This is a genomic window from Roseateles oligotrophus (assembly GCF_025717515.1).
GTDB lineage: Bacteria > Pseudomonadota > Gammaproteobacteria > Burkholderiales > Burkholderiaceae_C > Paucibacter_A > Paucibacter_A oligotrophus.
Map to the genome: position 1 here is coordinate 138,720 of NZ_JAJIRN010000005.1, position 22,260 is coordinate 160,979.

16 protein-coding genes are annotated in these 22,260 nt (G+C 62.5%); 8 read left to right on the forward strand and 8 right to left on the reverse strand.

Translation table 11 applies throughout. The features are described 5' to 3' along the window. Positions 1–27 precede the first annotated feature (27 nt). From dapD to queF, 4 genes are read right to left on the reverse strand one after another with little or no spacing between them, the layout of a single operon-like run. The gene (gene dapD / locus LNV07_RS11925) at positions 28–849 is read right to left on the reverse strand and encodes a 2,3,4,5-tetrahydropyridine-2,6-dicarboxylate N-succinyltransferase (protein ID WP_263571383.1); all 822 of its coding nucleotides are present in this window, start codon (positions 847–849) and stop codon (positions 28–30) included. Positions 850–893: 44 nt separating this feature from the next. Further along, on the reverse strand, positions 894–2,135 hold the full coding sequence (gene dapC / locus LNV07_RS11930; RefSeq protein ID WP_263571384.1) for a succinyldiaminopimelate transaminase: 1,242 nt from the start codon (positions 2,133–2,135) through the stop codon (positions 894–896). 38 nt (positions 2,136–2,173) lie between these two features. Then, a complete protein-coding gene (locus tag LNV07_RS11935; RefSeq protein ID WP_263571385.1) occupies positions 2,174–2,599 on the reverse strand; it encodes an SET domain-containing protein in 426 nt (141 codons plus the stop codon). An 8-nt stretch (positions 2,600–2,607) separates the two neighbouring features. Further along, positions 2,608–3,039 (reverse strand): preQ(1) synthase, encoded by a 432-nt coding sequence (gene queF / locus LNV07_RS11940; RefSeq protein ID WP_263571667.1) that lies wholly within the window; start codon positions 3,037–3,039, stop codon positions 2,608–2,610. Positions 3,040–3,471: 432 nt separating this feature from the next. On the opposite strand from queF, the gene smc reads away from it, so the two are divergent. The 4 genes from smc to ligA are packed head-to-tail and all read left to right on the forward strand — an operon-like array spanning position 3,472 to position 11,458. Further along, the gene (gene smc / locus LNV07_RS11945; RefSeq protein ID WP_263571386.1) at positions 3,472–6,987 is read left to right on the forward strand and encodes a chromosome segregation protein SMC; all 3,516 of its coding nucleotides are present in this window, start codon (positions 3,472–3,474) and stop codon (positions 6,985–6,987) included. Continuing rightward, positions 6,984–8,045 carry a cell division protein FtsZ gene (locus LNV07_RS11950; RefSeq protein ID WP_263571387.1) on the forward strand — a complete coding sequence of 354 codons (1,062 nt, stop codon included), beginning with the start codon at positions 6,984–6,986 and terminating at the stop codon, positions 8,043–8,045. The genes smc and LNV07_RS11950 overlap by 4 nt, the downstream gene beginning before the upstream one ends. A 12-nt stretch (positions 8,046–8,057) precedes the next feature. After that, the gene (locus LNV07_RS11955) at positions 8,058–9,374 is read left to right on the forward strand and encodes a polyamine export protein PaeA (protein ID WP_263571388.1); all 1,317 of its coding nucleotides are present in this window, start codon (positions 8,058–8,060) and stop codon (positions 9,372–9,374) included. Further along, positions 9,371–11,458 (forward strand): NAD-dependent DNA ligase LigA, encoded by a 2,088-nt coding sequence (gene ligA / locus LNV07_RS11960; protein ID WP_263571389.1) that lies wholly within the window; start codon positions 9,371–9,373, stop codon positions 11,456–11,458. Before LNV07_RS11955 ends, ligA begins: the two co-directional genes overlap by 4 nt. On the opposite strand, the gene LNV07_RS11965 is transcribed toward ligA, so the two are convergent. Next, positions 11,459–12,748 (reverse strand): 3-deoxy-D-manno-octulosonic acid transferase, encoded by a 1,290-nt coding sequence (locus tag LNV07_RS11965; RefSeq protein ID WP_263571390.1) that lies wholly within the window; start codon positions 12,746–12,748, stop codon positions 11,459–11,461. Continuing rightward, complete coding sequence (locus LNV07_RS11970) at positions 12,749–14,137, reverse strand: phosphomannomutase/phosphoglucomutase (RefSeq protein ID WP_263571391.1); 1,389 nt, start codon at positions 14,135–14,137, stop codon at positions 12,749–12,751. Between the two features lie 135 nt (positions 14,138–14,272). Here LNV07_RS11970 and LNV07_RS11975 point away from each other — a divergent pair, with 135 nt between their 5' ends. The 4 genes from LNV07_RS11975 to LNV07_RS11990 all read left to right on the forward strand — a co-directional run bounded on the left by LNV07_RS11975 (position 14,273) and on the right by LNV07_RS11990 (position 17,990). Next, the gene (locus tag LNV07_RS11975; protein WP_263571392.1) at positions 14,273–15,424 is read left to right on the forward strand and encodes a sensor histidine kinase; all 1,152 of its coding nucleotides are present in this window, start codon (positions 14,273–14,275) and stop codon (positions 15,422–15,424) included. Positions 15,425–15,426: 2 nt separating this feature from the next. Next, positions 15,427–16,188 carry a LytR/AlgR family response regulator transcription factor gene (locus LNV07_RS11980; protein ID WP_263571668.1) on the forward strand — a complete coding sequence of 254 codons (762 nt, stop codon included), beginning with the start codon at positions 15,427–15,429 and terminating at the stop codon, positions 16,186–16,188. A 105-nt stretch (positions 16,189–16,293) separates the two neighbouring features. Next, positions 16,294–17,004, forward strand: coding sequence for a substrate-binding periplasmic protein (locus tag LNV07_RS11985; protein WP_263571393.1), 711 nt, complete (start codon positions 16,294–16,296; stop codon positions 17,002–17,004). A 104-nt stretch (positions 17,005–17,108) separates the two neighbouring features. Beyond that, positions 17,109–17,990: a DMT family transporter gene (locus tag LNV07_RS11990; RefSeq protein ID WP_263571394.1), complete on the forward strand. Its 882-nt coding sequence runs from the start codon at positions 17,109–17,111 to the stop codon at positions 17,988–17,990. 27 nt (positions 17,991–18,017) lie between these two features. On the opposite strand, the gene LNV07_RS11995 is transcribed toward LNV07_RS11990, so the two are convergent. Together LNV07_RS11995 and LNV07_RS12000 are read right to left on the reverse strand one after the other, a co-directional pair. Continuing rightward, complete coding sequence (locus tag LNV07_RS11995) at positions 18,018–19,304, reverse strand: sigma-54-dependent Fis family transcriptional regulator (protein ID WP_263571395.1); 1,287 nt, start codon at positions 19,302–19,304, stop codon at positions 18,018–18,020. A 261-nt stretch (positions 19,305–19,565) separates the two neighbouring features. Further along, on the reverse strand, positions 19,566–22,115 hold the full coding sequence (locus LNV07_RS12000; RefSeq protein ID WP_263571396.1) for a GspE/PulE family protein: 2,550 nt from the start codon (positions 22,113–22,115) through the stop codon (positions 19,566–19,568). Positions 22,116–22,260: the final 145 nt, after the last annotated feature.

Consider the following 22,260-nt stretch of genomic DNA (forward strand, 5'->3'; position numbering starts at 1 on the left):
TTTAGCTTTCGCTCGCTTCGCGACTAATCAGGCGCGCAAGAGGTCATTGATGCTGGTCTTGGCGCGTGTGCCGGCGTCGACCTTCTTGACGATGATGGCGGCATACAAGCTGTATTTGCCATCGTTCTTGGGCAGGCTGCCGCTGATTACGACCGAGCCGGCCGGCACGCGGCCGTAAGTGACGGTGTCGAGTTCGCGGTCATAGATCGGCGTGCTCTGGCCGATATAGACGCCCATCGAGATGACCGAGTTTTCTTCGACGATGACGCCCTCGACCACTTCGGAGCGGGCGCCGATGAAGCAGTTGTCTTCGATGATGGTCGGGTTGCCTTGCAGCGGCTCCAGCACGCCGCCGATGCCGACGCCGCCGCTCAGGTGCACGTTCTTGCCGATCTGTGCGCAGCTGCCCACCGTCGCCCAGGTGTCCACCATCGTGCCTTCATCGACATAGGCGCCGATGTTCACGTAAGACGGCATCAGGATCACGTTCTTGGCCAAAAAGCTGCCGCGCCGAGCGACGGCCGGCGGCACCACGCGCACGCCCATCGCGCGGATCGCATCTTCGGACAAGCCGCCGAACTTGGTCGGCACCTTGTCGAAGAAGGTCATGTCTCCGGCACCCATCAGGCGGTTGTCGTTCAGGCGGAAGGACAGCAAGACCGCCTTCTTGACCCACTGATGCACAACCCATTGACCGACGGATTGACGCTCGGCAACGCGCAGGCGGCCGGCGTCCAACTCGGCCATCACCTGCTCAACGGCTTCGCGCACCTCGGGTGCATTGGCAGCATTGATGGAGGCGCGACCTTCCCAGGCCAGATCGATGGTGGATTGCAATTGTGTGGTCATGAATCAGCTCGAAAGAAGTCGGGGAAATTAGGTGGAGAAGAAATTCAGGGTTCGGCCTTGAAGGACTGCACGAAGGCTGCGATACGCTCGGCCGCCTCCATGCATTCGCTCTGCTCTGCCACCAGGGCCAGGCGGATTCGACCGGCCCCGGGGTTGATGCCATGCGCCTCGCGCGCAAGCAAACTGCCCGGCAGCACCGCGACATTGTATTGAGCCAACAGGGCTTGGGCGAAAGCGACATCGTCGCCGGCGTGAATATGGGCTGGAACCTCGGCCCAGAGATAGAAGCCCGCGTCGGGCAAAGCGACCTTCATATGCGCCGCCAGCAAGGGCGTCACCTGGGCGAACTTGGCGCGGTACTGCGCCCGGTTGGCGATCACATGGGCCTCATCGTTCCAGGCCGCCACGCTGGCCGCTTGCACGATGGGGTTCATCGCGCTGCCGTGATAGGTGCGGTAGAGCAAGAAGCGTTTGATGAGGCGGGCATCGCCGGCTACAAAGCCCGAGCGCAGGCCCGGCACATTGGAGCGCTTGGACAGGCTGGTGAAGGCGATCAGATTGCGGTAGTCGCTGCGGCCCAGTTTGGCCGCCGCTTCCAGCCCGCCCAAGGGCGCGGATTGCGGGCCTTCCTCGCCAAAGTAAATCTCCGAGTAGCACTCGTCCGAGGCGATCACAAAGCCATGCTGGTCAGACAGCTCGAACAACGTCTGCCATTCGCTCAGCGGCATCACCGCACCCGTCGGATTGCCGGGCGAGCAGACATAGAGCAGCTGGGTCTTTGCCCATGTCGCTTCGTCAATTTCGCTCCAGTTGGGGGCGAAATTTCGTGCCGGGTCGCTGTTGGCAAAAGCGGTCTGCGCGCCGGCCAGAAGCGCCGCGCCTTCGTAGATTTGATAGAAGGGATTCGGGCAAACCACCGTCGCGCCGGGCCGGCTGGGGTCGATCACCGTTTGCGCCAAGGCAAACAAGGCCTCGCGCGAGCCGTTGACCGGCAGGACCTGTGTCGCCGCATCTAACTGCAAACCATAGCGGCGCAGCAACCAGGCGCAGATCGCTTCGCGCAAGACCGGCTGCCCGGCCGTGGCGGGGTAGGCCGACAAACCCTTCAGGCTGGCCATCAGCGCGTCTTCGATCAGCTTGGGCGCCGGGTGTTTGGGCTCGCCAATGCCAAGGCTGATGGGGCGGTAGGCAGGGTTGGGCTGGATGCCCGCGTTCAAGGCATTCAGGCGCTCGAAGGGGTAGGGGTGGAGCTTGTCCAGCAGCGGGTTGTGAGTTGCGGTTTTCATCTTGTCGGAACTTGTTCGACCCCTGTGGGGCGCTAAAACTAAAGCCAGCCGCTGCAGCCCGGCTGCGCGCAGCGACAGGCCAATCGGCCTTCATGGTGGGTGGCGCCATAGGCCACGGTGATCTCGTCGCCGACGGCCAGGTCGCGCAGCGCAAAGAACTCGATGGCCCCGTCTTGCACCTGTATGCGGGCATTCGGCGAACAGGAATGGTTGGTGAAGCGCATCGCGTCCGCCGAGCGGGTGGCGTCAATTGCGCGACTGGCCGACAACTCCACCAGCATGATGCGCTGCCGCCCCTGCGCGCGGCGCCTGGCCTCGGCCACGCTGATCGCCTCGCCGGTCAAGGCGCCGAGTTTGGCGCCCAGCGCTATCGCCTCATCCGCAAACACGCCGTAGCCGTCGATGCGGCTGCGTTTGACCCTGACGGCCCGGTCTTGATTGCTGCAGTTGGTGGCGAAGGACATCGGCCGAATCAGGCCAACAAGCCGGACTGAAAGCCATGCGCCGGCAGGTCCACGCGCGGCAGTGGCGCCCAGCCCTTTTGGCGGTGCTCGACCACCACATTGGTGTAGATGCCGCCGCGCACATACCATTTGGCGGTGATGCGGATGAAGCGCGGATCGGTGACCTTGACGATGTCGTTCAGGATCGTGTTGGTGACCTTCTCGTGGAAGGCGCCTTCGTGGCGATAGCTCCAGAAATACATCTTCAGGCTCTTCAGCTCGACGCATTGCCGGTCGGCAATCATGTCGATGGTGAAGTGGGCGAAGTCGGGTTGGCCGGTCAGCGGGCAGTGGCAGGTGAACTCGGGCACCTGGAACTGGATCACATAGTCACGCTCGGGCGCAGGGTTAGGAAAAACATGCAGCTCCTTGCTCGGCCGCGAAGGCGGGTTCGGCGGCATCTCGCGTTGCTTGGGCGCCATCGCCATGCTGACGGCCGGGGCCTTGCTGGTCTTGACCGCTTTGGTGGCCGGCTTCGCGGGTTTCGGCTCCATTTTCAGCACCTTGCGGGTCTTGGCCTCGAGCTCAAGCGTTTGGCGGGCCTTGCCGCTGGACTTGAGGCCGGGTTTGGCGCTGGACTTGACGGCGGACTTGGAGGGAGGGCTGATCTTGGCCATGGATTCAATGCGACGCGGGCCGCCCAAGTGCCGAAGCTCCAGGATGCGCGCGTATCTGAGTAGAAGGGGGAGGGCGCGATGGTATCATCCAGGCCCGATAAAGTGCCCGTTTGTGGCGCTTTTGTTTAAATAAATCAACGGCTTAGCAGTGGTTTTCGAAGTTCGCGCTGGTTTGCTTGGCGCGCTTTTGAGGCTTGCTGTGGTGTTTTCGCGTCCATGCGTCTGAATTCCATCAAGCTTGCGGGCTTCAAGTCCTTTGCCGATCCGACGGTGTTCCAACTGCCCGGGCAGTTGGTGGGCGTGGTCGGGCCCAATGGTTGCGGCAAGTCCAACATCATGGATGCCGTGCGCTGGGTGCTGGGCGAAAGCAAGGCCTCCGAGCTGCGCGGCGAGTCGATGCAGGACGTCATTTTCAATGGCTCCGGTAACCGCAAACCGGCCAGCCGCGCCAGCGTCGAGCTGGTGTTCTCGAACGAAGACGCGCGTGCGGGCGGGCAGTGGAACCAGTTCGCTGAAATCGCCGTCAAGCGTGTGCTGACGCGCGACGGCAGCTCCAGCTACTACATCAACAACCAGCCGGTGCGCCGCCGCGATGTGCAGGACGTGTTCCTGGGTACAGGCTTAGGGCCGCGTGCCTACGCCATCATCGGCCAGGGCACGATCAGCCGCCTGATCGAGAGCAAGCCCGAAGAGATGCGGATGTTTCTGGAGGAAGCCGCCGGCGTCTCCAAGTACAAGGAGCGGCGCCGCGAGACCGAGAGCCGGCTGCGCGACACGCGCGAGAACCTGACCCGCGTCGATGACATCCTGCGCGAGCTGAACAACAACCTCGAGAAGCTGGAAAAGCAGGCCGAAGTGGCGGCCAGTTACCGCGGGCTGCAAGACGCCGGCACGCTCAAGCTGCATCAGCTGTGGTTCTTGAAGCAGCGCGACGCCGCCGCCGAGCAGGGCCGCGTCAAGGCCGAGCATCTGGAGGCCACCAATGCGCTGGAGTCGCGGCTGGCCGAGCTGCGCCATGTCGAGGCCGAACTCGAGACGGTGCGCCAGGCGCATTACGCGGCCGGCGATGAGTTGCATGCTTCGCAAGGCCGCTTTGCCGAGGCGCAGCTGGAGGTCAGCCGGCTGGAGGAGCGCATCCGCTATGTGGTCGAGGGCCGGCGGCGTGTCGAGGCGCGCTTGATCGAGCTGCAGGCGCAAAACCAGCAATGGGAGGAGCGGGCGCTGCAATCCAAGGACGAGCTGGAAACGATTGCCGAGCAGATCGCTGCCGCCGAAGAGCAAAGCGAAATCCTGGCCGCGCAGGCCGAAGAGCAGGGGGGCAATCTGCCCAATGCCGAGGACGGCGTGCGGGCCGCGCAGGCGCGTGCTAATGAGCAGCGCGCCTTGGTGGTGCAGGTGCAGCAGCAGATCCAGGTCTTGGCGGCCGAAAGCCGCAGCGTCGAGGAACAGACGCGTCAGCTGCGCACGCGGCGCGAGCGCCTGGCTGCCGAGCGCCAAGGCCTGGTCGCACCCGATCAAGACAAGCTGGCCGAACTCAAGCGCAATAGCGAGGCTGCAGATGAGGCCCGCGATATGGCCGACGCGCGTCTGCATGAGCTGGGCGAGCAGGTGCCCCAGTTCGAGGAGGCCAGGCGGGCCGCGCAGACCGATGCCAATCAGCAATTGGCCAAGCAATCGACGCTGTCGGCGCGTTTGGACGCGTTGCGCGCCTTGCAAGAGAAGGTCCAGACCGAGGGCAAGTTGAAGCCTTGGCTGGCCAAGCATGGGCTGGACGGGCTGGCCGGTTTGTGGACCCGTTTGCACATCAAGCCGGGTTGGGAGAATGCGCTCGAGGCCTCGCTGCGCGAGCGCATGACGTCGCTGGAAGTGGGCCGCCTGGAGACGGTGCGCGCCTTCGAACAAGACGCGCCGCCGGCCCGCTTGGCTTTTTATTCGCCGGCGGCCGGCGCTATCGCCAATAGTCATCACACCTTGGCGCGCTTGAGCGATTTGCTACGCCTGGATAACGCGGGCCTCAGTGCCTTGCTGAACGATTGGCTGGAGGGCGTCTACACCGCCGCTTCGTTGGATGAGGCGCTGGCCTTGCGGCCTCAGCTGAGCCATGGCGAGCTGATCATGACGGCCCAGGGCCATGCGGTCAGCCAGTTCGCGGTGAGTTTTTATGCGCCCGACTCCGAGCAGGCCGGCATGTTGGCGCGGGCGCAGGAGATCGAGCAACTGGTGCTTGAGCTGCGTGCCCAGCAACTGATTGCCGAGGAGGCTAAATCGACGCTGGTGCGCGCCGAGGCCGCTTATACCGAAGCGTCACAGCGCCTCTTGGGCCTGCGCCGCGAGGCAGGTGAGACGCAAAACCGCGCCCACCAACTGCATGTCGAGTTACTTCGGCTGACCGGTCAGGCCGAAGCCGCCAGCAGCCGCCGCACGCAGCTGGAAGATGAGCTGTTCGAGATCGACGCCCAGGCCGAAGAACTGCAAGAGCGCCGGATGACCGGCGAGGCGCGTTTCGAAGAACTCGATATGCAGCTGGCGACGACGCAGGAGCGCCATGCCGAGCTGGAGGATGCGACGCTGCTGGCCGAACGCCGCCTGGGCGAGGCGCGCGAGCAGTTGCGCGGCCTCGAGCGGCGTGCGCAAGAGGCTCAGTACAGCGCCCGTGCGCTGGCCTCGCGCCGAGCCGAGTTGCAGCGCGCGATCGAAACCGCCGCGCAGCAGCTGCAGACCAACCAGCAGTCGATGGAAAGTCTGCAGCGCGAGATGGACGCGCTCAATGACGCGGCCGCTCAGGCCGGTCTGCAAGATGCCTTGGCGCTGAAGATGGAGCGCGAGCAGGCGCTGGCAGCGGTGCGCAGCGGCTATGACGACTTGAGCCTGCGTCTGCGCCAGATGGATGAGCAACGCCTGGCATTCGAGCGCAGCCTGGACCCCTTGCGCGAGCGCCTGACCAAGCTGCAACTGGAAGAGCAGGCCGCGCAGCTCGGGGGCGCGCAATATCTGGAGCAGTTGATCGCCGCCGCCGTCGACATGGAGGCGCTGGCGCAAGGCATAGAGGCGGGTCAAGTCAAGCTTTACGGCCTGCAGGGCGAGATCGACCGCATCAATCGCGAAATCGCGGCACTCGGCGCGGTCAATCTGGCCGCCCTTGACGAGCTGACTTCGGCGCGCGAGCGCAAGACCTTCCTCGATTCGCAATGCGCGGATCTGATGTCGGCGATGGCCACGCTGGAGGACGCCATCCACAAGATCGATCTCGAAACGCGCGATCTGCTGTCGGCCACCTTCGAGCAGGTGAATATGCATTTCGGCCGCATGTTCCCGATTCTGTTCGGTGGCGGGCAGGCCAAGCTGATGATGACCGGCGACGAGATTCTCGACGCCGGCGTGCAGGTGATGGCGCAGCCGCCGGGCAAGAAGAACAGCACGATTCACCTGCTTTCGGGTGGCGAAAAGGCGCTGACGGCGATCGCGCTGGTGTTCGCCATCTTTCAACTCAACCCCGCCCCGTTCTGTCTATTGGACGAGGTGGACGCACCACTGGACGACGCCAACACCGAGCGCTATGCCAAACTGGTGGCCGAGATGAGCAGCGGAACCCAGTTCCTTTTCATCTCACATAACAAGATCGCAATGGAAATGGCAGAACAATTGATTGGTGTGACCATGCAAGAGCAGGGCGTTTCACGCATCGTGGCGGTGGATATGGACAAGGCTCTGGCCCTTGCGGAGCTGACATGACTTTGACTGAAATGCTGGCGGTGGCTGGTGGCGTGGTCTTGGCCGGCGTCGTCGCTCATGGTGCCTGGACCGCCCGCAAGGCCGGCCCGCGCCGTGCCGATGCGCAGTTGGAGCCGATGATGGACGGCGCCAGGCAGGAGCCCGGCCTGGATGCCTCGCCTCTTGATGGCGAAGTCACCTCGCTGGACGCGACGATGCCTGCCGTTGGGCGGGTGCCGCGCCCACCGCGCAAACCCTCCGCCCGTATCGATGCCTTGATCGATGCGATCGCCACCATCACGCTGGACGCCCCGGTGAGCGGCGAAATGGCGCAATCGCATTTGCCCGGCAGCCGGCGCGCCGGCACCAAGCCTTTTCATATTGAAGGCATGAATGCCGAAAGCGGCGAGTGGGAGCTGCCCGCGCCGGGTCAGCGTTATGGTGAATTCCAGGCCGGCGTGCAAATGGCCAATCGCAACGGTGCGATGAACGAGATCGAATACTCCGAGTTCGTGCAAAAAGTGCAGGGTTTCGCCGACGGTGTCGGCGCGTTTGTGCAGTTCCCCGACATGCTGGATGTGGTCGGACGCGCGCGCGAGCTGGACCATTTTGCCGGCGACCATGACGCGCAATTGGCGGTGGTTTTGCGGGCCAAGTCTGCCGCCTGGACCTTGGGTTATGTGCAGCAGGTGGCGGCTCGCCATGGCTTTGTGCCGGGCGCCATGCCGGGCCGCCTGGTGCTGGCCTCCGAGGAAGAGGGCGCGCCGCCCATCCTGGCCTTGAGTTTCGAGGCGCAGGCGGCGCTGGCCGAGAACCCGCAGCAATCCTCCTTGCGTGAGCTGTCGCTGTCCTTGGATGTGGCGCAGACGCCGGAATCACTGGAGCCGTTTGCGTCCTGGCAAGAGGCGGCGCGTGGTTTGGCGCGCGACATCGAGGCCGATGTCTGTGACGATCGGGGTCAGGTCTTGAATTTGCATGCCTTTGCATCGATTGGGCAGGACCTCACCACGCTCTACCGCGCCTTGGCCTCGCGCGACTTGGCGGCTGGCACTCTGGTCGCTAGGCGACTGTTCAGCTAAAGGGGAACTCCATTGACCACCAGCTTGTTGCTGATTGCCGCCCTGATCACCGCCAGCGCTTTCTTTTCGATTGCGGAATTGGCGCTGGCCGCTTCTCGCCGGCTCAAGCTGCAGCAGCTGGCCGATGAGGGCGATGCGCGCGCCGAGCGGGTGCTGGCGGTGCAAGAGCAGCCGGGTCATTACTTCACCGTGGTGCAGATCGGCGTCAACACGGTCGCGATTCTGGGCGGCTTTGTCGGTGAGGGCGCCTTGACGCCGCATTTTGAAGCGGCCTTGGGCCTGGTGATGAGCGCCGAGCAGGCCCATTCGATCGGTTTTGGTTTGTCGTTTTTGACCATCATCAGCTTGTTCATCGTGCTCGCCGATCTGGTGCCCAAACGCTTGTCGATGAACGAGCCCGAGCGCATGGCCTTGGTGGTGATTGGCCCGATGCAGGCGCTGGTGACCTTGCTCAAGCCCCTGGCCTGGGCCTTCAGCGCGATGACCGAGGCCTTGATTCGCTTGATGGGCCGGCCCGCGCAGCGCGACAACTCGATCACCCATCTGGATATTCTGGCGCTCGCCGAGGCCGGCAATCTGGCCGGCGTGGTAGCCGATGCCGAGCAGCAGATGATTGAAAACGTCTTCGAGTTGGATACGCGCCGGGTTGAAAGCACGATGACCACCCGCGAGCACATCGTGTTCTTCTCGATCGAAGACGATGACGCCCTGATTCGCAACCGGATTGCCGAAGAGCCGCATTCCACCTATCTGGTCTGTGACGGTGATATCGACAAGATAGTCGGTTATGTCGACGCCACCGATCTGTTTCAAGCGGTGTTGCGCGGCGAGGCCATTGACCTGCGCGCGACGCTGTCCGCCGGCCTGTTGAAAAAGGTCTTGATCGTGCCGGACCGGCTGACGCTGTCCGAGGTCTTGGTTCAATTCAGGCAGGTGCATGAAGACTTTGCCGTCATCGTCAATGAGTACAGCCTGGTGGTCGGCGTCATCACCCTCAATGATGTGATGAGCACGGTGATGGGTAGCCGCGCCGTGTCGGCCGAGGAGGAGCAGATCGTGCGGCGCGACGACGGCTCTTTCCTGGCCGACGGCATCACGCCTATTCTTGATGTGCAGCGCGCCTTGGAGTTGGAGACCTGGCCCCATGCCGGTCAATACGATACCTTGGCCGGCTTTTTGATGGTGATGTTGCGCCGCATCCCCAAACGCACCGACCAGGTGGTTTGGGAAAACTGGCGCTTCGAGGTGGTTGACGTCGATAGCCACCGGGTTGATCAGGTGATGATTACCCGAGTGCTGGTGCCGAGCGGCGAGACGGTCCCAAGTTGAACGAACGCATGAGTCAGACCGATATTTTTGCCGGCGCCGAATTGCCCAATAGCCAAGAAGCGTTCAAGCGCGCGGCCGAGTTGCGCGCCAGCCTGAACCATCATGCCCATTTGTACTATGTGCTGGACGCGCCGACGCTGCCGGACGCCGAGTACGACCGGATGTTCCGAGAGTTGCAGGCGCTGGAGGCGGCCTACCCGGAGTTGCTAACGCCTGACTCCCCGACCCAGCGCGTGCTCGGCAAGGTGCTCGAGGGCTTCACGCCGGTGCGCCATGCGGTACCGATGCTGAGCATTCGCACCGAGACCGACACCGAGCCGACCGGTGCGCTCAGCTTTGATCAGCGCGTGCGCAAGCAATTGGAATTGGCGGACGATGCGCCGCCGGTCGAATACGCGGCCGAGCTGAAGTTCGACGGCCTAGCCATCAATCTGCGCTACGAGCATGGTGTGCTGAAGCAGGCCGCCACACGCGGTGACGGCGAGACCGGCGAAGACGTCACGCAGAACATCAAGACCATCGGTCAAATTCCCTTGCGCTTGATTGGTGTAAGCGCACCGGTGATCGAGGTGCGCGGCGAGGTCTATATGCGCCGCGATGATTTTGAAGCCTTGAACGAGCGCCAACGCCAAGCGGGCGAAAAGACCTTCGTCAACCCACGCAATACGGCGGCCGGCGCGGTGCGGCAGCTTGACCCGTCTTTGGCCGCGCAACGTCCCTTGAGCTTTTATGCCTATGGCCTGGGCGAGGTTCAGGGCTGGGAGCTGCCGCCCACGCACAGCGCCCTGCTGGATGCCTTGGCCAAGATGGGTCTGCCCGTCTGCGCCGACCGTACGGTCGCGCTTGGCGCGGCCGGCCTGGTGGCTTTTCATCAAGCGATGGGTGCCAAGCGCGACAGCCTGCCTTTTGATATCGACGGCATCGTCTACAAGGTCAATAGCCTGGCTTTGCAGCAACGCCTGGGTTTTGTCAGCCGCGAGCCGCGTTGGGCGGTGGCGCATAAATACCCGGCGCAGGAAATGATCACAAGGCTCAATGCGATCGAAATTCAGGTCGGCCGCACCGGCAAGCTGACGCCGGTGGCCAAGCTGGAGCCGGTGTTTGTCGGTGGCACGACGGTCTCCAATGCGACGCTGCATAACGTCTTCGAGCTGCGGCGCAAGGGCGTGCGGGTTGGCGACCAGGTGATCGTGCGGCGTGCCGGTGATGTGATCCCCGAGGTGGTGGGGCGCGTGGCTGAACCTAGGGCGGCCTATGTCCCGAATTTCCGCATGCCGCGCGAATGCCCGGCTTGTGGCAGCGCGGTCGTGCGTGACAAGGGCAGCGTCAGTCACAGTTGCAGTGGCGGCTTGTTCTGCCCGGCCCAGCGCAAGCAGGCCTTGCTGCATTTTGCCGGCCGACGGGCGCTGGACATCGAGGGGCTGGGCGATAGGCTGGTGGATCAACTGGTCGACGAAGGTCTGGTCACCAGCTTGGCCGGCCTGTACAAATTGGGCGTGGCCAAGCTGTCGGCGCTGGAGCGCATGGCCGACCGCAGCGCCTTGAACTTGCTTGACTCGCTGGAGAAAAGCAAGCAAACCACCTTGGCGCGTTTCCTTTTTGGACTGGGCATACGCCAGGTCGGCGAGGCGACGGCGAAGGAGTTGGCTCGCCATTTCGGCAGTCTTGATGCCTTGATGGATGCCAGCGTCGAACAGCTCTTGCAGGTGCGCGACGTTGGGCCTGTCGTGGCGAAGAGCATTCATACTTTTTTCGCTCAGGCGCATAACCGCGAGGTGATTGAGCAGTTGCGCGCGGTCGGCTTCAAGTGGGCGGAGGGCGGCGGGGCGGCGGCCGAACAGGGGCCTCAGCCCTTGCTGGGCAAGACCTTGGTGCTGACCGGCACGCTGCCGACGCTGTCGCGCGATGCGGCCAAGGATCTGATCGAAGCGGCCGGCGGCAAGGTCAGCGGGTCGGTGTCCAAAAAGACCCATTACGTGGTCGCCGGCGAGGAGGCCGGCTCCAAGCTGGACAAGGCGCGGGAGCTGGGTGTGACGGTGTTGGACGAAGCGGGGCTGCAGGCCTTGCTGGCCGGAGCGGCTTAATTAAGGCAATAAGGCCAGAATGTCGCTGGCCATACGCGCGGCCGCGCCGCGGTGTGCGGCGGCAAACTGGCGAGCATGTTCGGCGCGTTGACCGCTGGGCTCTTTACAAATAATCAACGCCTGCGCCAGACCTTGTCTGATATCGGTCACTCGAATCGCCGCACCGGCCGCCTCGGCCAACTCGGCCGCCTCCGCAAAATTGAAGGTATGCGGCCCCATCACGACCGGGCAGCCGCAGGCAGCTGCCTCGATCAGATTCTGGCCGCCGAGTGGCGCGAAGCTGCCGCCCAGCAGCGCGACATCGGCAGCGGCGTAATACAGCGCCATCTCACGCATCGAGTCACCGAGCCAGACCTGAGCTTGCAAGTCTTGTTCGGACGGCTGTTCGGTCCAGCCGCTGCGGCGGGCCAGCGTCAGGCCGGCTTTCTCGACCAAGGCCGCCACCTCATCGAAGCGCTGCGGGTGGCGCGGCACGATGAGCAGCAGGGGCAGGTCTTGCGGCTTGAGCTGGCCCCAGGCCTGCAAGAGCATCGCCTCTTCGCCCTCGCGCGTCACGGCGGCCAAGAGCAGCGGCCGGCCTAAGGCTTCGCGCCAACGGTGCCCTTGCGCCAGCAAGCCGGCATCCATCTGCATATCAAACTTCAAATTCCCCTGCACCAGCACCTTGGGTGCGGCGCTGGCCCTCAGGCGCTCGGCATCGGCCTCTGTCTGCGCCAAGGCAAGCGCCAAACGCCGGCCGGCCGGGTGCAGCAAGGCCTTGAAGCGCTCACCCCGGCGCTGGCTGCGCGCGGACAGGCGCGCATTGGCCAAGACCATGGGAATCTGCCGACGCGCCGCTTCGAATTGCAATTGCGGCCAGATCTCGGTTTCCATCAAGACGCCGACGGCCGGCCGCCATTGGCGCATGAAGCGCCGCACGGCGCCCGGCGTGTCGTAAGGCAGCCAGGCCTGCGCATCGCCCGGCTGCAAGAGGCCCAAGCCGGCGGCACGGCCGGTGGCCGTGCTGTGGGTCAGCAGCAGGCGGGTGTTAGGCCGCTGCAGTCGCAGCTGATCGATCAGCGCGGCTGCCGCACGGGTTTCGCCGAGCGACACCGCATGCACCCAAACCCAGCCACTCGATCTGGGAGTCGAGCCATAGAAACCCAGGCGCTGCAACATCCATTGGCGATACAGCGGCTCGGCCTTGCCGCGCCGCCACAGACGCAGCAGGTAGAAGGGCGTCAGCAGCCGCAACAGGCTTGTATAGGCCCAGCGGCTGAGTCGCTCAGACCATGTCTCCGGGCTGGTCAATCAATGCCCGGCCGCAAAGGTGGCGTCGGGCTTGACGCGCTTGAGTTGGGCCAGCACGTCATGCTGGATGCGTTCGAGCGCCTCGGGCGTGTGACCTTCAAAGCGCAGCACCAGGACCGGCGTGGTGTTGCTTGCCCGCACCAGACCGAAGCCGTCTTCGTACTCGACGCGCAAGCCGTCGATGGTGACGATCTCTTTCGAACCTGGGAACTCGGCCACTTCGAGCAGCTTCTTGACCACCGCATGGTGCTCGCCCTCGGCGCAAGGCACATTGATCTCGGGCGTGTTGAAGCTGGTCGGCAGCGCGTGCAGCACGGCGCTCGGGTCGCTGCTGCGCGAGAGGATTTCCAGCAGGCGGGCGGCGGTATACATCGCGTCGTCAAAGCCGTACCAGCGCTCCTTGAAGAAGATATGGCCCGACAACTCGCCGGCCAGCGGTGCGCCGGTTTCGCGCAGCTTGGCCTTGGCCAGGGAATGGCCGGTCATCCACATCAGCGGCTTGCCGCCATGCTCGCGAATCCACGGTGCCAGGCGCTGCGTGCACTTGACGTCGAAGATGATTTCGGCGCCGGGCTTGCGCTTCAGAATGTCGGCGGCGAACAGCATGATCTGGCGGTCCGGCATGATCATGACTCCGTCCTTGGTGACCACGCCGAGGCGGTCGCCGTCGCCGTCGAAGGCTAGGCCTAACTCCGCATCGCATGCATGGACGATGCGCTTGAGGTCTTCCAGATTCTCGGGCCGTGATGGATCGGGATGGTGGTTGGGGAAGTCACCGTCGACCTTGGAATAGATGTCTATCACCTCGCAGCCAAGTGCGCGCAGGATCGCCGGTGCGGTGGCGCCGGGGATGCCGTTGCCGGAGTCGACGACGATCTTCATCGGGCGCTTGAGCTTGCAGTCCTTGACGATGCGCTGGCTGTACTCGGCCACGATGTCCATCGCGGCCGCGCGACCCTGGCCGGTCTTGTAGTCCTCGGCTTCGATGCGGCGGCGCAGACCCTGGATCTGCTCGCCATAAACGGCCGCGCCCTTGAGCACCATCTTGAAGCCGTTGTAGTCCTTGGGGTTGTGGCTGCCCGTGACCATGATGCCACTGCGGCAGCCATGTTTGGCGCGGGTGGCGGCGACGTAATACAGCATCGGCGTGGTGACGGCGCCGAGGTCGACTACGTCCAGGCCGGTCGACTGCAAGCCGCGAATCAAGGCAGCCACCAGGCCGGGGCCGGAGATGCGGCCGTCGCGGCCGACGGCAACCGCCTTCTCGCCCAGAGCGCGGGCCTCGGTGCCGAAGGCGCGGCCGAGGTGCTCGGCCAGCTCTTCGTTCAATGTGGTGCCGACCACACCGCGAATGTCATAGGCCTTGAAGATGGATGCGTGAACTTGCATGTGGAAATCCCTGGAGTAAACAAGCTAAAACTTAGGCGCGATTGTAGGCAAGGGATTTGACGCTTCATCGCACCGGCTGTTGATTCGTCGAAGCTGCGGGACTTGGCAATGCCGGCCTTGCCTACACTGCGGCGCATGGATAAGTTCAAAACCGAATTGCGGCAGGCTTGGCGCTCCTACCAAACACTGAAGAAACACCGGAGTGAGAAGGCCTGGGCGCGCTTGTTGATCAGTGCGGGCATCGGTTTGGCCTTTGCGCTGGGCTTCAGTCTGATCGGCGGTTTGGTGAGTGGCCAACTTCTCAATGCGTCCGTGATGTTGAACGCGCTGCAAGCCAATTTATTGATCAGCATGAGCGTGTCTTTTTCGATTCACGGCTTGTTTCGCGGCCTTGAGTTGCTGCTGCCGCAAGCCCGAGTTGACGAGATCAGCGGCTGGCGGGATTGGCGTTCCGGTAGTTTCTTTGGCGGCGTCGCCATCGCCGGCACCTTGATCGGATTTGCGGTCGGCTTGTTGCTGGTCGGGCAGGTTTTTGCCTTTGATGCCTTGAGCAAGTTCGGTGGCGACCCTCGCATTCAGCTCAGCTTCGTGGTGATTACCTTGGTGATCACGGCGGTCAACTGGATTTGGTTCAAGTGGCGCTGGAAGCAGCAAGCGCTGCAGCTGAGTGCGACCGAAGCGCGGCTGAGCTTGTTGCAGGCGCAGATAGAACCGCATTTCTTGTTCAATACACTGGCCAATGTGCAAAGCCTGATCGATGTGGATGCACCGCGGGCCAAGCAGATGCTGGAGGCCTTCACCGACTATTTACGGGCCAGCCTGGGGCAGTTGCGCCAAGCCGATGCCAGCGTGGCGACCGAACTGGCGATGGCGCAGAGTTATCTGCAGCTGATGCAGATCCGCATGGGTGAGCGGTTGAGTTTTGAGATCGAGGCCAGCGACGAGGCGCGCAGCGCGGTGCTGCCGCCTTTGCTGCTGCAGCCCTTGATCGAAAACGCCATCCATCACGGCTTGGAGCCCAAGCTTGAGGGTGGCCATATTCGGGTCAGGGCTTGGGTCGAGCAGAGCAGGCTCAGGCTGGTGGTGGAGGACAACGGGCTGGGTCTGGATGCGCGGCGCCGGCCGGGCAGAAAGGGTGGCGCCGGCATGGCCCTGGAGAATATCCGCGCACGCCTAGCCAGTCGTTACCCGGACAATGCAAGCTTGAACCTAACGCCGCAAGAGATCGGCACCACGGTGAGTCTAGACTTGCCCTATATCTTGAAACGAGAAACGCCCACATCATGACCATGACCCGTGCCCTGATTGCCGATGACGAGCCCCATCTGGCTCAATATCTGAAGCAGCAGCTCGCTGAATGCTGGCCGGAGCTGCAGATTGTTGCGGTCGCCAAGAACGGCATTGAGGCGGCCGAGCAGATCAATGCGCTGCAGCCGGACATCGCTTTTTTGGATATCCAAATGCCTGGCCTGACGGGGCTGGAGGTGGCCCAAGGCATAGAGGGCGACACGCGGGTGGTGTTCGTGACTGCCTATGACGAATATGCGGTCGAAGCCTTCGATGCGGCGGCGCTCGACTATTTGCTCAAACCGCTGAAGACCGAGCGCCTGAAGAATTGCGTGGCTCGCATCAAGGCCGCGCTGGACAAACCGCCGGCCGCCGATCCATCTCGTCTGCTTGAAGCCATACAGCGCTTGATGCCGGGCGCAAGAGAAACTACACAGCCAAGATTGCGCTTTATTCGCGCTACCAGCGGCGATCTGATGCATCAAGTTCCGGTGGGGGACGTGCTGTTTTTCTACGCCGACGACAAGTACACGGTCGTGAAAACGGCGAATGGCGAGCATCTGATCCGCACCACCATCACCGATCTGGCGGCGCAACTCGACCCCGAGCAGTTCTGGCAGGTGCACCGATCGACGCTGATCAATTTGGCACATCTGGCCGGCACCAGGCGCGATGAGTTGAGCCGCTTGTTTGTGCGCATCAAGGGCCATGCGCAAGAGCTGCCGGTCAGCCGCGCCTATGTGCATTTGTTCAAGGCGATGTAGAGTCGGTGGCAAATCAGGGGGCTGACAACAATCCATACAGGCCCGATCATGAGTTCTATCTCGCGTATAAGCCGAGGGCGTTCGCCCTGGCTTTTGGTGCCCACAATGTTCTCAGCGCTGCTGATCTCAAACGCGGCAAGAGCCGCCCCGCTGGAGTGGCTGGCAGGGGAGTTGCCGCCCTTCGTCTGGCAAAGCCATGACGGCCCGCAAGGTTTGGCATATGAGTTGGCGGCGCAAATGTCGGCCAAGGTCGGCCGCCCCATGGCCTTGTCGTTTTACCCCTGGGCGCGGGCGGTTCGTATGACAGAAGGTGGCCCGAACTACGGTGTGTTTCCGCTTGCCCGCACGCCGGATCGGGAAGCTCAATTCAAATGGCTGATCCCGTTGGCGCATGTGAACTACACCTTCTTTGGCCGCAGTGGGAGCAGCGTTGACCTGGATGATTTGAATGCCTTGCGCGCGCAACGCGTGGGTGTCTTGCGCGGCTCGCCCATCATCAATAACTTGCAGGCCGAGAGGTTCCAGCATGTTGTGCAAGCCAAAGACTACAAGGAGCTTCTTCGCCTCTTGGCTGAAGGCATCGTTGCTGCGGCCTATGCGGGTGAGCCGATGCTGCGCGCCGCGATTGATGAGTTCAACTTCAAGCCGCAGGACTTTCGTTCGGGGCTCAGCCTCAAGTCCGCCGAGCTGTATATGGCGACTTCATTGACCCTAGATCCTGCGGAAGAAGAGCGTTGGCTGCAGGCCTACCGGGCGCTGCAATTGGACGGTACGGTGGCACGCTTGCAGAAGAAATACTTGCAGCGGGAGCGCTGAGGCTTTGGCAGGCATTGCGAGCGCATTGCAAGAAGTCCAATACCCTCCGATGGCGCAAGTGTTGGCGGGCATTATGCTCAGGCTTCCCTCCGTGAATGCGCTTGATGAAAACCTTTGACCTTGCCGAACTGACCCTGCTGGCCGCGATTTGGGGCGCCTCGTTTCTATTCATGCGACTCGGTGCGCATGAATTCGGACCGGTGGCGATGGCCGCCTTGCGAGTGGGCGGTGCCAGTCTGATGCTGCTGCCGCTGTTGGCCGCACGACAGGGGATGGCGGAATTGCGCCGTGAATGGCGGGCTCTGGCCATCATCGGTCTGTTGAACAGTGCATTGCCTTTTGCCCTTTTCAGCTTCGCGGCGCTATCGATTTCGGCCGGTTTGTCCAGTATCGTCAACGCGACCACGCCCTTGTGGGGCGCCGTGATCGCCTGGGTCTGGCTGGCTCAACGCCTCAACCGCCTGCGCATTGTCGGCCTGGCTCTGGGCTTTGCCGGCGTGCTGTATCTGGCCTGGGACAAGGCCTCGTTCAAGCCCGGAGCCGATCACAGCGCGGTCTGGGCGATGGTGGCTTGTTTGACTGCGACCTTTTGCTACGGGCTTGCGGCCAATTTCAGCAAACGCTATACGGCGCATATTGCGCCGCTGACGGTGGCTACCGGCAGCCAGGTCTATGCCGCGCTGATGTTGGCCGTGCCGGCGCTGATCTTTTGGCCGACCGTGGCGCCCAGCGGCCAAGCCTGGGCGGCGGTCACGGCCTTGTCGCTGCTGTGTTCGGCGATTGCGTACATCTTGTACTTCCGCCTGATGAGTCGAATCGGCCCGACCAACACGATTGCCGTGACCTTCTTGATCCCGGTCTTCGCGGTGCTGTGGGGCTTTCTATTCCTGGGCGAAGTGTTCACATCGAAGATGCTTGCCGGCTGCGCCGTGGTGCTATTTGGCACGGCACTGTCCCTCGGTCTGCTTAGACGCCCGCTTGCCTGAGTCTGACAAGACCAGTGGCCCGAGCCTTCAGTTCACTGCGGGAGCCGGCACGTCTTTGAGCTTGCGGTACAAGGTGCTGCGGCCAATGCCCAGCTGCCTGGCCGCTAATGCCAGGTTGCCTCGGCAGTTCAGCACCGCCGCCTGAATGGCTTGCAGTTCGGTCTGGCGCAGCGTCGCGGCTTCAAGCAAGGCATTGCTGTCGGTCTTGGCGAGTGGCTGGGGCGCGCTAAGCAACTGGCTTCGCTGGCTTGCGTTGACAAGCGCATCGGTGCTTGTGGTGAGCGCGGCTGCATGCTCCAGGGCCGCGCTTGCTGCCGCTACAGCCTGAACATTCGGCCCAATTGCAGCCAAGCGTTCGGGCGCAGCCTGCGCAAGCCGATTGAATGAAGGTGCGACTGAAGGGTTGGATGCTTGCCCAAGGCTCAGTACGCCGTGCAGACATTGCGCGGGCGCCTTGCCGCCGGCCTCGACATGGGCCGCAACCAATAGCTCACCGATGCCCTTGGCCCCTGCGGACTGCGAAGCCTTGGGCAGCGCCAATTGCAGCGGCTGATTGGGATGACCATGGGTGTGCTCAAGCATGCCGGCCAAATCGATGCCAAACAAAGCGGGCAGGGCGCTACGCCTCAGCTGTGTCGCGGTCTGCCCCAATATTTCTATCGCACTGCGGTTGACGCCGACCACTCGGCCTGTTTCATCGAGCGCCAAGACGCCTTCGCGCAAGGTGCCCAAGTTGGCCGAGCTGGGGTGGATATGCAGACGCAGGCTTTGCCGAAACAGGTCGTTGAACCATTGCGTCTCGACCATGCGCGCGGCCATCAACGCCAGGGCCAGCGTGTGTGGGTGATAGGTGCGGCGATCGCCGGACACATTGATCACCCCCAGCAAGGCGCCTTTGTGGTCAAAGATAGGCGCGGCCGAGCAGGTCAGAAAATGGAATTCGCGCAGATAGTGGTCTTGCCCGTTGACCAGGGTCGGGGCCTCGGTCATCAAGGCGGTGCCGACGGCATTGGTCCCTTTGACGGCCTCGGACCATACCGCACCGGGTGTCAAAGCGACGCGCTGGGCGCGCTCCAGAAATGCCGGGTCACCCAGCGCATGCATGACCACGCCGCTGGCATCGGTCAACAGAACCATGCTGTGAGCATGGATCAGTTGCTCGTAAAGCATCTCCATGATCGGTAATGCCTGCGCGCATAACCTCGCATTGCGCTGCAGTACTTCGACCAGGCTGGCTTGGCTGAGGCAGCTCATGTCGGCGCGCTGCTGGGGCGAGAGTCCGAATACCTGGCAGCGTTCGTGGGAGCTCAACATCGAGCGCTGGTGCTCTGCCATTCGCTCCGCTTGCCGATCGGGCGGTGGAATAGCCTTCGCGTGCGACCCAATCGATGGACCGCTACGCTGCGTGTAGTTCGTTGTTATCAATCCTGCCCCCCTGCTGTTTTATGACAGCCTAACATTGGGCTTAGGCCAATCGGACCTTGGAGTTAGGGATGGGAGGGTCAGGATTTGCCCTAGTTGTGCAACTTGCTGAAAACTCCTCGCGCTGCCTTCAAATAACCTTATCAGGCGCCATCAGGCGTTGCTGGTAGCTCGAACCTCACTCATGGTAGTGACGCCTTGCAGGACCTTGGCGATGCCGTCCTGACGCAGCGATCGCATGCCCTCAGCGAGCGCGGTTTGCAGCAACTCTTCGGCCCGCGCGCCGGTTTGTATCTGGCGGCGCAAGGTCTTGGACATCATCAGCAATTCGTGCAGGCCGGCGCGGCCCTTGAAGCCGCTTTGATCGCAGGCCTCACAACCGGGGCTGTGAAATTTCATCAGACGGCCGTTGTCACCGAAGTTGCCCAGCCAGTCGCTCAGCACCGCTTCACGCGAGGGCCGCTGTTCGGGGTCGAATACATGCAGGTAATCATCCAGCCACTCGTCTTGCTCGGCTTCGGTCAGCGCGCTGCTGACCCGGCACTGCGGGCACATGCGTCGTACCAGGCGTTGCGCCAGCACGGCCAGCAAAGAGTCGGCAAAGTTGAACGGGTCCATGCCCATGTCCAAGAGTCGGGTGACCGTCTCGGCCGCGCTATTGGTGTGCAGCGTCGACATCACCATATGTCCGGTCAGCGAGGCCTCGACGGCAATCTCGGCGGTTTCTTCATCGCGGATTTCTCCGACCATGATGACGTCCGGGTCGGCCCGCAAGAAGGCCCGCAAAGCCTTGGCAAAGGTCCATTCGATGCGCGGATTCATCTGCACCTGGCGCAGACCGGCTTGGGTGATTTCGATCGGATCTTCGGCCGTCCAGATCTTGCGATCTGGCGTGTTGATCTGGCTTAGGGCCGAGTGCAGGGTCGTTGTCTTGCCCGAACCGGTGGGGCCCACGCACAGCACCATGCCGTAGGGCCGGCTGATCGCATATTTCAAATTCTTCAAATTGTTGGGCGACAGGCCGAGCTTCTCCAATGGGATCGGCTTTGACGAAGACAATAAACGCATCACCACATCTTCCAGACCATTATTGGTCGGGATGGTTGCAACCCGCAGCTCCAATCTGTGTTGCGGCGAAAAGCGTGCAAAATTAATCTTGCCGTCCTGCGGTTTTCGGCGTTCGGAGATATCAAGATCACACATGATCTTGATGCGCGCAATCATGGCGTTGCGGTAGGTGTTCGGTAACTCCAGATAGGGCTTCATCACGCCGTCACGGCGGAAGCGGATCTTCAGCTTCTCGGTGCCGGGGTGCGTTTCGATATGGATGTCGGAGACGCCTTGCGCGCTGGCGTCGATGATCATGGTGTTGATCAGTCGAACCAGCGAGTTATCGCTTTGCTCGATTGGCGGGCCTTCGTCGCGCTGGCTCTGCTCCAGGCCTTCGCGCTCCAGGGTCTCCATCAATTGATCGGCCTTGTCGAGCGAGAAGTCGGCTTGCAAGGACGGTAGATTCAATTCACTGCGAGCCACCGAGTCACCGCCCAGGCGCTCATAGGCTTCCGGAATGGCGAACTGCAGCGAACCAATCTTGGTCAGCGTTGGCGTGACCTTGAGTTGGGAGATGAACTCGATTTCGTCCAGGGCATCGCGCCGGGTCGGGTCTTCCATCGCCACGATCAAACGGCCATCACGCAGCAACAGTGGCAATACCTCTAGCCGTTTGGCCACGGCAAAGGGCAGCTTTCGAATGGCCTCGGGCTCGATCGAAAAGTTCTCGACATCGACCAGCGGATAGCCCATCTTGCGCGCCAACGCCGACTGCAGCGCTTGGCGAGTCACCACCCCATTGCGCACCAGCAACTCGCCCAGCGGCACGGAGCGGTCGGCTCTTTGCAGCTCAAGCGCTTGGTCCAGTTGGGCCGGCGAAATCAGCTCCAGCGCCAATAGCGCCTCACCGATGCGGACCATGGGCATCCGCGCCTGCTGTTCTATCGCCAACATCAGTTGATCGGCGCTGACGATATGTTGAGACACCAGAATGTCGCCAACGCGGCGTGAGCGCAGGCCCTTTTGCTCGGTCGCGGCCGCGTTGATCTGATCCGCAGTGGCCAACTTCTCCTTCAGCAACAAGTCGCCTATGCGCTCGCCAATATCAAAGTGCGCCAGCACCTCGCGCGGGATGAAGAGGCGAAAGACAGAGTCATCGGTATCACTCAGCGGCTCAAACAAGAACAGGCCCAACTCGTCTTGGCTATGCCCAATCGTCACCCCTTGCAATTCGCCGCCGCCGGCAAAGTAGAGCTTGAACTCGCTGCGTGGACGTTGATCGAGTTGCAATAGATCGGCTGAGTCAGCGACATCAACGCTTGATGGCTCGACAATGATGGGCCGCAGCAGCTTCAGTAGTCTGAACTGAGCAAACTTCAAGGGCATCGCATTGCGAGCCGGCGGCACCAGGATTTGCGCCAAGCGTTCATGTTCGGCTAACGAAACCAATTGGCCGGCACTGCGGCGATTGTTGAGGCCAAGAATTTCACAAGGCTCCGCCGAAGTTGGGGGTTGCTGGCGCGGGTAGGCAGCATAGGGCGGCACCGGCCAGCAGAATTCACGCGGTCTAGCACCGTCTTCCCCAACCGATTCAACAGGCGACAAAGGGCCGTCTTGCTGGGGCCAGCTCAGTGGGGTGGACAGATCGATCATGCATTTCTCCGAATTCGATTGAGCAGGCCTGGACCAGAGGGGCCGCAGCGTCTCATTGAATGCATGCTACGCGTTCGCGAGTCACGCCAAAGTGCAGAAATGAGCGAGGCAGACCCGGCAGTTGTGCGGCTACGTGTTAGAAACG

Bases quoted from the DNA above. Each gene is read 5' to 3' on its own strand.
- dapD (WP_263571383.1), bottom strand. From the start codon at position 849: ATGACCACACAATTGCAATCCACCATCGATCTGGCCTGGGAAGGTCGC.
- dapC (WP_263571384.1), bottom strand. From the start codon at position 2,135: ATGAAAACCGCAACTCACAACCCGCTGCTGGACAAGCTCCACCCCTAC.
- LNV07_RS11935 (WP_263571385.1), bottom strand. From the start codon at position 2,599: ATGTCCTTCGCCACCAACTGCAGCAATCAAGACCGGGCCGTCAGGGTC.
- queF (WP_263571667.1), bottom strand. From the start codon at position 3,039: ATGCCGCCGAACCCGCCTTCGCGGCCGAGCAAGGAGCTGCATGTTTTT.
- smc (WP_263571386.1), top strand. From the start codon at position 3,472: ATGCGTCTGAATTCCATCAAGCTTGCGGGCTTCAAGTCCTTTGCCGAT.
- LNV07_RS11950 (WP_263571387.1), top strand. From the start codon at position 6,984: ATGACTTTGACTGAAATGCTGGCGGTGGCTGGTGGCGTGGTCTTGGCC.
- LNV07_RS11970 (WP_263571391.1), bottom strand. From the start codon at position 14,137: ATGCAAGTTCACGCATCCATCTTCAAGGCCTATGACATTCGCGGTGTG.
- LNV07_RS11975 (WP_263571392.1), top strand. From the start codon at position 14,273: ATGGATAAGTTCAAAACCGAATTGCGGCAGGCTTGGCGCTCCTACCAA.
- LNV07_RS11980 (WP_263571668.1), top strand. From the start codon at position 15,427: ATGACCCGTGCCCTGATTGCCGATGACGAGCCCCATCTGGCTCAATAT.
- LNV07_RS11985 (WP_263571393.1), top strand. From the start codon at position 16,294: ATGTTCTCAGCGCTGCTGATCTCAAACGCGGCAAGAGCCGCCCCGCTG.
- LNV07_RS11990 (WP_263571394.1), top strand. From the start codon at position 17,109: ATGAAAACCTTTGACCTTGCCGAACTGACCCTGCTGGCCGCGATTTGG.
- LNV07_RS11995 (WP_263571395.1), bottom strand. From the start codon at position 19,304: ATGTTGAGCTCCCACGAACGCTGCCAGGTATTCGGACTCTCGCCCCAG.
- LNV07_RS12000 (WP_263571396.1), bottom strand. From the start codon at position 22,115: ATGATCGATCTGTCCACCCCACTGAGCTGGCCCCAGCAAGACGGCCCT.